This window comes from Sphaerisporangium sp. NPDC088356 (genome assembly GCF_040685555.1).
Classification (GTDB): Bacteria; Actinomycetota; Actinomycetes; order Streptosporangiales; family Streptosporangiaceae; genus Sphaerisporangium.
Map to the genome: position 1 here is coordinate 1 of NZ_JBFBIK010000195.1, position 7,986 is coordinate 7,986.

Annotated in this window: 7 protein-coding genes and 2 pseudogenes; 6 read left to right on the forward strand and 3 right to left on the reverse strand. The window is 72.2% G+C overall.

Features of this window, described 5'->3' with window-relative positions; translation table 11 throughout:
• Both AB0O34_RS35340 and AB0O34_RS35345 read right to left on the reverse strand, forming a co-directional pair.
• Positions 1-1,137: LLM class flavin-dependent oxidoreductase (locus AB0O34_RS35340; RefSeq protein WP_363923106.1), on the reverse strand; the 1,137-nt coding region annotated here is incomplete at its 3' end.
• A 3-nt stretch (positions 1,138-1,140) separates the two neighbouring features.
• Positions 1,141-1,677: a hypothetical protein gene (locus tag AB0O34_RS35345; protein ID WP_363923108.1), complete on the reverse strand. Its 537-nt coding sequence runs from the start codon at positions 1,675-1,677 to the stop codon at positions 1,141-1,143.
• Between the two features lie 37 nt (positions 1,678-1,714).
• Here AB0O34_RS35345 and AB0O34_RS35350 point away from each other — a divergent pair.
• The 6 genes and pseudogenes from AB0O34_RS35350 to AB0O34_RS35375 form a co-directional block, all read left to right on the forward strand.
• Positions 1,715-2,209, forward strand: a pseudogene (locus AB0O34_RS35350) (transposase); the annotation flags it as partial.
• A 612-nt stretch (positions 2,210-2,821) separates the two neighbouring features.
• Positions 2,822-3,721: a MoxR family ATPase gene (locus tag AB0O34_RS35355; RefSeq protein WP_363923110.1), complete on the forward strand. Its 900-nt coding sequence runs from the start codon at positions 2,822-2,824 to the stop codon at positions 3,719-3,721.
• A complete protein-coding gene (locus AB0O34_RS35360; RefSeq protein ID WP_363923112.1) occupies positions 3,714-4,838 on the forward strand; it encodes a VWA domain-containing protein in 1,125 nt (374 codons plus the stop codon). The genes AB0O34_RS35355 and AB0O34_RS35360 overlap by 8 nt, the downstream gene beginning before the upstream one ends.
• Complete coding sequence (locus AB0O34_RS35365) at positions 4,831-5,979, forward strand: XdhC/CoxI family protein (RefSeq protein WP_363923114.1); 1,149 nt, start codon at positions 4,831-4,833, stop codon at positions 5,977-5,979. The genes AB0O34_RS35360 and AB0O34_RS35365 overlap by 8 nt, the downstream gene beginning before the upstream one ends.
• The gene (locus AB0O34_RS35370) at positions 5,976-6,635 is read left to right on the forward strand and encodes a nucleotidyltransferase family protein (RefSeq protein WP_363923116.1); all 660 of its coding nucleotides are present in this window, start codon (positions 5,976-5,978) and stop codon (positions 6,633-6,635) included. The genes AB0O34_RS35365 and AB0O34_RS35370 overlap by 4 nt, the downstream gene beginning before the upstream one ends.
• 58 nt (positions 6,636-6,693) lie before the next feature.
• On the forward strand, positions 6,694-7,734 hold the full coding sequence (locus AB0O34_RS35375; RefSeq protein WP_363923118.1) for an LLM class F420-dependent oxidoreductase: 1,041 nt from the start codon (positions 6,694-6,696) through the stop codon (positions 7,732-7,734).
• 12 nt (positions 7,735-7,746) lie between these two features.
• On the opposite strand, the pseudogene AB0O34_RS35380 reads toward AB0O34_RS35375, so the two are convergent.
• Positions 7,747-7,986 (reverse strand): annotated as a pseudogene (locus tag AB0O34_RS35380) (TetR/AcrR family transcriptional regulator); the annotation flags it as partial.

The following is a 7,986-nucleotide window of genomic DNA, read 5'->3' on the forward strand; positions in this document are numbered from 1 at the left end:
CTCCGGCCGAACCCCCTCATGCCACATCGAACTCACTCCACGCCGGGGCCGTGCCCCCTCGCCGAACCAGTAGGCGTCCTCCAGATGCGGGTAGCCGGACAGGACGAACTCCGTGATGCCCTGGTCGGCGTACTCCTCGATGAGGTCGGCGACCTCCGCGTGGCTGCCGACGAGCGCCGTCCCCGCGCCGCCGCGCACGAGCCCGACCCCCGCCCACAGGCCCGGGTAGACCTCCAGGTCGTGCACGCCGCCGCCGTCGCGCCGGTAGTCCTCGTGCAGGGCGAGCATGCGCTTCTGCCCGACCGAGTCGCTCCGCCCGAGCGTCTGCTGCGCGGTGCGGACGTCGGCGGGGTCGATCGCGTCCAGCAGGCGGCCGGCCTCCGCCCACGCCTCCTCGGAGGTGTCACGGGCGATGACGTGCAGCCGGATGCCGAACCTCAGCGTCCGTCCCTCCTCGGCGGCGAGCCCGCGCACCCACGCGATCTTCTCCGCCACCTGGGCGGGCGGCTCGCCCCAGGTCAGGTACGTCTGGACGTGCCGCGCCGCGACCGTGCCGGCCGCCGCCGACGAGCCGCCGAAGTACAGCTCCGGCACCGGGTCTGGCCGCTCGGCCACCGTGGCGCCCTCCACCTGGTAGTGCGCGCCGGTGAAGTCGTACGGCGTGCCGCTCCACGCCCCGCGCACGATGGAGAGGAACTCGTCGGTGCGCGCGTACCGCTCGTCCTTCGACAGGTGGTCGCCGAAACGGCGCTGCTCGGTGCTCTCCCCGCCGGTGACGACGTTGAGCAGCAGCCGCCCGCCGGAGATGCGCTGGTAGGTCGCGGCCATCTGCGCGGCCAGGGTGGGGGAGACGAACCCCGGCCGGAAGGCCACGAGGAACTTCAGCCGCGTGGTCTGCTGGGTCAGCGCGGCGGTGACCAGCCAGGCGTCCTCGCACCAGGTGCCCGTCGGGGTGAGCACGGCCTCGAAGCCGAGCTGTTCGGCAGACCTCGCGATCTGGCCGAGGTAGTCGATGGTGGGCGGCCGGAAGGCGCTCGCGGTGGGACGTCCGTGCCCGCGCTGGAGCCCGTGGCCGCCGCCGACGATCGCGCGGCTGTCACCGGAGGTGGGCAGGAACCAGTGGAACTTCAAAGGCATGGCTCAGGTGTCCTTCTTGACGATGTCGTTGAACCGGCGGTCGGTGAAGTCGGCGAAGACGATCTTCCCGGGGAGCAGTCCCCCGGCGGTGAAGGCGTCGGCCATCTCCTGCTCTGAGGCCACCAGGGCGTCGTCGATCGGCACCGGAGTGGTGGTCCGGTTGCCGGCGGCGGCCAGCGTGACCTCGACCGGCAGGCCCGTCTCCTTCGCCCAGACCTTGGCCCACTCGGCCTGGTGGGAGTTGGCCCAGATCTTGGCGCGCTGCAGGCGGGTGAGGTAGTCGCGGATCGCGCTCGCCTTGGCGGTGTCGGCGAGCGCCACCTGGCCCGCCACCTGGAAGTTGTAGCCGTTGACGTACCCGGTGCCGTCCACCAGCAGCCGGGCCTTGTTCCGCAGGCGGGCCTGGGAGGTGTACGGATCCCAGATGGCCCAGGCGTCGATCTGCCCGGAGGTGAAGGCCCGCGCGGGACCCACCAGTGGTAGGAGGCCATGACCGCGTGGGGTTCTTCCCGCCTCGGTTGTCTTGGAGTTCTCGAACATGCATACGCTCAGCTATGGAATCGGTACTCTTTGTGTCGTGCGGCTTCGTTACAGCTACCGGCTTTACCCGACCGCTGGGCAGTGTGCGGCGCTGGCGCGGGCATTTGGATGTGCGCGGGTGGTGTTCAACGACGGTCTGCGCATCCGGCAAGACGCCCGCGAGCAGGGCTTGCCGTACGTCTCGGACGGGGAGCTGTCCAAGCGGGTCATCACCCAAGCCAAGACGATCCCGGAACGCGCGTGGCTGGGCGAGGTCTCAGCGGTGGTGTTGCAGCAGGCGCTGGCGGATTTGAAGACCGCGTACCGCAACTTCTTCGCCTCGATCACCGGCAAGCGTAAAGGGTCGAAGATCGGCCCACCCCGGTTTCGGTCACGCAAGGACAACCGGCAGGCGATCCGCTTCACCAGAAATGCCCGGTTCGCGATCACGCCGGACGGGAAACTGCGCCTGCCCAAGATCGGGGATGTTGTCGTCCGCTGGTCCCGGTCTTTACCATCCCAGCCGTCCAGCGTGACGGTGATCAAGGACGCGCCGAACCAAAGGATGAACAGCGGGATCAGCCCGAAGAACGGCAGGGCGCGGAGCATCTGCATGAGCGGGTCCACGGCGTTCTCGCCGGCCCGGCTCAGCCCGGCGACCAGCGCGAGGAGCACGCCGGCGAGCCCGCCGAGCACGAACCCGGCGGCGACCCGCTGGAGCGACACCGCGATGGCGGTGGGCAGCGTGCCGCTGGTGACGAGGTCGACGGTGGTGGCGGCGATCGTGGTGGGACCGGCGAGCAGGTTCTGCGACAGCAGCCCGGTGGCGCTGGCGATCTGCCAGATGACGACGACGGCCAGGGGGCTGATCCACCGCCGCCAGGCCCTGGAGCGGCCGGGCGCGCGAGATGACCGCGGGCGTGGCGGGCGGTCGGGTGTCACCGGCGGGACGGCGGGCCGGGTGGGCTCGCGTGCCGCCTGAACTTCCAGTGCGGGGGTGGGCATCGGGGGAACCTCGCAGGGGTTGTCGCGGTGCGGCGTCCACCGAATAATTAACGCTATTACCTACCAAGTCAATGGGTTTTTGCTCATGACTTCACACCGGGAGGATCTTTGGCGAGTTCGGCCACAGCCGTGTGACACCGGTGACGCGTAACCTGAGGGGGTGTTGCACAGGACACTCCAGGCGTCTGACATCGAAACCCCCGGCCGGCTCGCCGAGTTGCTCGACGCGCGGGCCTACCTCGCGGACGAAGGGCTGGCGACGGCGTGCTTCCTGGCGCTGCGCATGGGCCGCCCGTTGTTCCTGGAGGGCGAGGCCGGCGTCGGCAAGACCGAGCTGGCCAAGACGCTCGCCGCCGTCCTCGGCGCGCCGCTGATCCGCCTGCAGTGCTACGAGGGGCTGGACGCGGCCCAGGCCCTGTACGACTGGGACTTCGCCCGGCAGTTGCTGCACCTGAAGGCCGCCGAGGCCACGGGCGCCACCGGGGCCACCGACGCCGTGCGTCTTGAGGGCGAGCTGTACGACCGGCGCTTCCTGATCGCCCGCCCGCTGCTCAAGGCGCTGGAGACCCAGCCGAGCGTGCTGCTGGTCGACGAGATCGACCGGGCCGACGACGAGTTCGAGGCGTTCCTGCTGGAGGTGCTGTCGGACTTCACGATCTCCATCCCGGAGCTCGGCACCATCAGCGCGAAGACGCCTCCGGTCGTGGTCGTGACCTCCAACCGCACCCGTGACGTGCACGACGCGCTCAAGCGCCGATGCCTCTACCACTGGCTGGAGCACCCCTCGTTCGAGCGCGAGGTCGCCATCCTGCTCCGGCGCCTCCCCGAGTGCACGGAAACCCTCGCGGCCCAGGTCGCGCGCGCCGCCGAGCGCCTGCGCGGCGCCGATCTGGTCAAGCCGCCGGGCGTCGCCGAGACCCTCGACTGGACCGAGGCGCTGCTCACGCTCGGCGCGCGCGACCTCGACCCCGGGCTGGCCGCGGCGACCCTCGGCGCGGTGCTGAAGTACCGCGAGGACCAGGAGGCCGTGCTCAAGAACGGGCTTCTCCGCCATGGATGACGCGGCGGTCTCGCCGGGCAGGGCCGCCCAGGACGACCTCGCCGCGACGCTGACCGGCTTCGCCCGCACCCTCCGGGCGGCCGGGGTCGCCGCCGACCACGAGCGGACGCAGAACCTCTTGCTGGCGGCGGGCCACCTCGACGTCACCGGCCGCGACGCGGTCTACTGGGCCGGCAGGCTCACCCTGTGCGCCGGCCCCGACGACCTTCCCCGCTACGACCGGTGCTTCGCGGCCTACTTCGGCGGCGAGCGGCCCCGCGCCGCCCGCGCCGCCCCGCCGGTGGTGACGGTCACCCGGCACACGGTCTCCCCGGACGGCGCCGAGCCGGGCGAGGCCGGGGACGACGAGGCCCTGCCCGCGACCGCGAGCCGCACCGAGGTGCTCAGGCGGCGGGACATCGCGCGCATGACCGCCGCCGAGCGCGACGAGATCCACCGCCTGCTCGCGATCCTGCGCACCCGCCGGGAGCGGCGCCGCTCCCGGCGGTTCGCCCCGGCCCATCGCGGCCGCCTCGACCCCCGCCGGACGATCAGGGAGACCCTGCGCCGGGGCGGCGAGACCGCCCGCCTGCGCCGCAGGACGCACCGGGTACGGCCGCGCCGCGTCGTGCTGCTGGTCGACGTCAGCGGCTCGATGGCGCCGTACGCCGACACGATGCTGCGGTTCGCCCACGTGCTGGTGCGGTGCGAGCCGCGCGCCACCGAGGTGTTCAGCGCCGGCACCCGGCTCACGCGGATCACCGCCGAGCTGCGCCACCGCGATCCGGGTACGGCCATGCGCGAGGTGTCGGCGGCCATCCCCGACTGGAGCGGGGGCACCCGGCTCGGCGAGGAGCTGAAGGAGTTCCTCGACCGGGGGTCTCGCGCGCGGGGAGCCGTCGTCGTGATCGCCTCCGACGGGTGGGAGCGGGGCGACCCCTCCCTGCTCGGCCGGCAGATGGCCCGGCTGTCGCGGCTCGCCCACCGGGTGATCTGGGTGAACCCGCACAAGGGCCACGAGGGCTACCAGCCGCTGACCGGCGGGATGCGCGCGGCCCTGCCGTACGTTGGAGCCTTCGTCGCCGGGCACAGCCTGGCCGCTTTCGAGGAGCTCGCTGAAAGGCTGTCTCATGCGTGATGTGTTGTCGCAGATCGTGCGGTGGTGGGGTGCGGGCGAGCGGTTCGGTCTCGCCACGGTGGTCGACACCTTCCACAGCGCGCCGAGGCCGCCCGGCGCCTCCATGGCGGTGTTCGGCGAGGAGGCCGTCGGCAGCGTGTCGGGCGGCTGCGTCGAAGGCGCGGTGTACGAGCTGGCGCGACAGGTGGTCGAAGAGGACCGCCCGGTGCTGCGGAGGTACGGGGTGAGCGACGACGACGCCTTCTCCGTCGGCCTCACCTGCGGGGGCATCATCGACATCCTCGTCGAGCCGGTGTCTGGCGACAGCTATCCCGAGCTCGGAGAGATCGCCGAATCGGTGCGGCGGCACGAGCCGGTGGTCGTCGCGACGATCCTTTCTGGGCCGGGACGCGCCGGCGCCCGCAGGGTGATGTGGGAGGGCCGCGCGTCGGGTTCGCTCGGACTCCCGAGGCTCGACGCCGCCGTGGACGACGACGCGCGCGGCATGCTCGCGCAGGGCCTGACCGGCGTGCGCCGCTACGGCCCCGAGGGCGAGCGGCGGCTGGACGATCTCTCGGTCTTCGTCCAGTCCTTCGCCCCGCCGCCGCGCATGCTGATCTTCGGCGCCATCGACTTCGCCGCGGCGGTCGCGAGGGTCGGCAAGTTCCTCGGCTACCACGTCGTGGTGTGCGACGCCCGCCCGGTCTTCGCGACGGCCAAGCGCTTCCCCGACGCCGACGAGGTCGTGGTGAAGTGGCCGCACGACTACCTCTCCACCGCCCACGTCGACGAGCGCACGGTGATCTGCGTGCTCACCCACGACCCGAAGTTCGACGTGCCGCTGCTGGAGGTCGCCCTGCGCACCAGGGCCGGGTACGTCGGGGCGATGGGGTCGCGCCGCACCCACGAGCACCGGCTGGCACGGCTGCGCGAGGCCGGCCTGCCGGAGGAGGAGCTGTCGCGGCTGCGCTCGCCGATCGGCCTCGACCTCGGCGCGCGCACGCCGGAGGAGACCGCGGTGTCGATCGCGGCCGAGCTGATCCAGCTCCGCTGGGGCGGGTCGGGCAGGGCGCTGACCGAGACCACGGGCCGCATCCACGGAGTGGCCGCCCGGGATCATGGGGACGGAGCCTGGGAGGAGCCGGAGGGAGGAGGCCTGTGAACGTGCCCGCCAGATCGGCATGCGCGGGGCTGCTGCTCGCGGCCGGGCAGGGGTCGCGGCTCGGCACCCCGAAGGCGGCCGTCGAGTTCGAGGGCGAGCGGCTGGTCGACCGGGGGGCGCGCCTGCTCCACGAGGGCGGCTGCCACCCGGTGGTCGTGGTCCTCGGAGCCGTCACCGTGCAGGTCCGCGCCGCGGTGGCCGTGCGCAACCCCGACTGGGCGACGGGCATGGGCTCGTCCCTGCGCGTCGGGCTGGACGCCCTGCCGCTCTCCGCCGAGGCCGTCGTGATCGCCCTGGTGGACCAGCCCCTCATCGGGGCCGAGGCCGTACGCCGCCTGATCGAGGCCAGGAAGGGCGGCGCGGCGGCGGCCGCCGCCACGTACGGCGGCGCGATGCGCAACCCCGTGCTGATCGGCAGGGAGCACTTCGGCGAGGTGGGCAGGCTCGCGGTCGGGGATGTCGGGGCCCGTCCCTTCCTGCGGGCGCACCCCGGGCTGGTCACGCTCGTGCCGTGCGACGACGTGGGCGATCCGGCCGACATCGACACCAGGGACGACCTCGTCCGGCTCTCGGCAGGCGGAGCGGTGTCCCCGCGCGACCGGCGCGCCGCGGGGGACTGGCCACCTGGGGTTGGCCGCGGCGAGGCGACTCGATAACCTGGCCGTGCACTTACCGGAACATCATTCGGTTTTCCTTGGACGGGAAGGACGCGGGATGCGCATCGGCATGGCCCTGAACTACGCCGGAGGCTTCAAGGAGACCGTGGCGGAGCTGGCCGACTACGAGAGCGCCGGGCTCGACATCGTCTTCGTCGCCGAGGCCTACAGCTTCGACGCCGTGAGCCAGATGGGCTACATCGCGGCCAAGACCGAGCGGCTGCAGATCGCCTCGGGCATCCTGCCGATCTACTCGCGCACGCCCACGCTGCTCGCCATGACCGCCGCCGGCATGGACTACGTGTCCGACGGCCGCTTCGTGCTCGGCATCGGCGCGTCCGGCCCGCAGGTCATCGAGGGCTTCCACGGCGTGCCGTACACCGCTCCGCTGGGCCGCACTCGCGAGGTGATCGAGATCTGCCGCAAGGTGTGGCGGCGCGAGCGGCTGACCCACCAGGGCAGGCACTACACCCTGCCCCTGCCCCCCGAGCAGGGCACGGGCCTCGGCAAGCCGCTCAAGCTGATCAACCACCCCGTGCGCCCGCGCATCCCGATCGTGGTCGCGGCCATCGGCCCGAAGAACGTCGAGCTGACCGCCGAGCTGGCCGAGGGCTGGGAGCCGATCTTCTACGTGCCTGAGAAGGCCGCCGACGTGTGGGGCGCCTCGCTGGCCGCGGGCAAGGCCAGGCGCGCCGAGGAGCTCGGCGAGCTGGACGTCATCGCCCAGGCGACGCTGGCGATCGGCGACGACGTCTCCGGCTACCTGGAGTTCGGCAGGCCGATGGCGGCGCTGTACATCGGCGGCATGGGCGCCAAGGGCAGGAACTTCTACAACGACCTCGCCCGGCGCTACGGCTACGAGAAGGAGGCCGAGCAGATCCAGGACCTCTACCTCGAAGGCAAGAAGGAGGAGGCCGCGGCGCTCGTGCCCATGGAGCTGCTGGAGAACATGTCGCTGATCGGCTCGGAGGGCTTCGTCCGCGACCGCGTGGCGGCGCTGAAGGAGTCCGGGGTCACCACGATCAACGTGAACCCGGTCGCCGGCACCCACGAGGAGCGCCTCAAGCTCATCGAGAAGATCAAGGAGCTGGCCGCCTGATCCCTCCGGAGGTCAAGGGAGCAGGCAGGCGGTGAAGATGGCCGTCAGCCGTTCCTCCAGGTAGGCGGGGTCGGCGCCGCGCAGCGAGTCGGCCCCGAGCACGCGGCGGAGCGACCCTCCGCCGAGGATGATCGACGTGGCGAGCAGCGCACGCTCCTCGGCCCCCGGCCCGGTGAGGCGGTCGGCGAGCGGCCCGGCGATCGCCGACTCGACCCTGGCGCGGAGCACCGCCCTGATCTCGGGGCTGGTGCC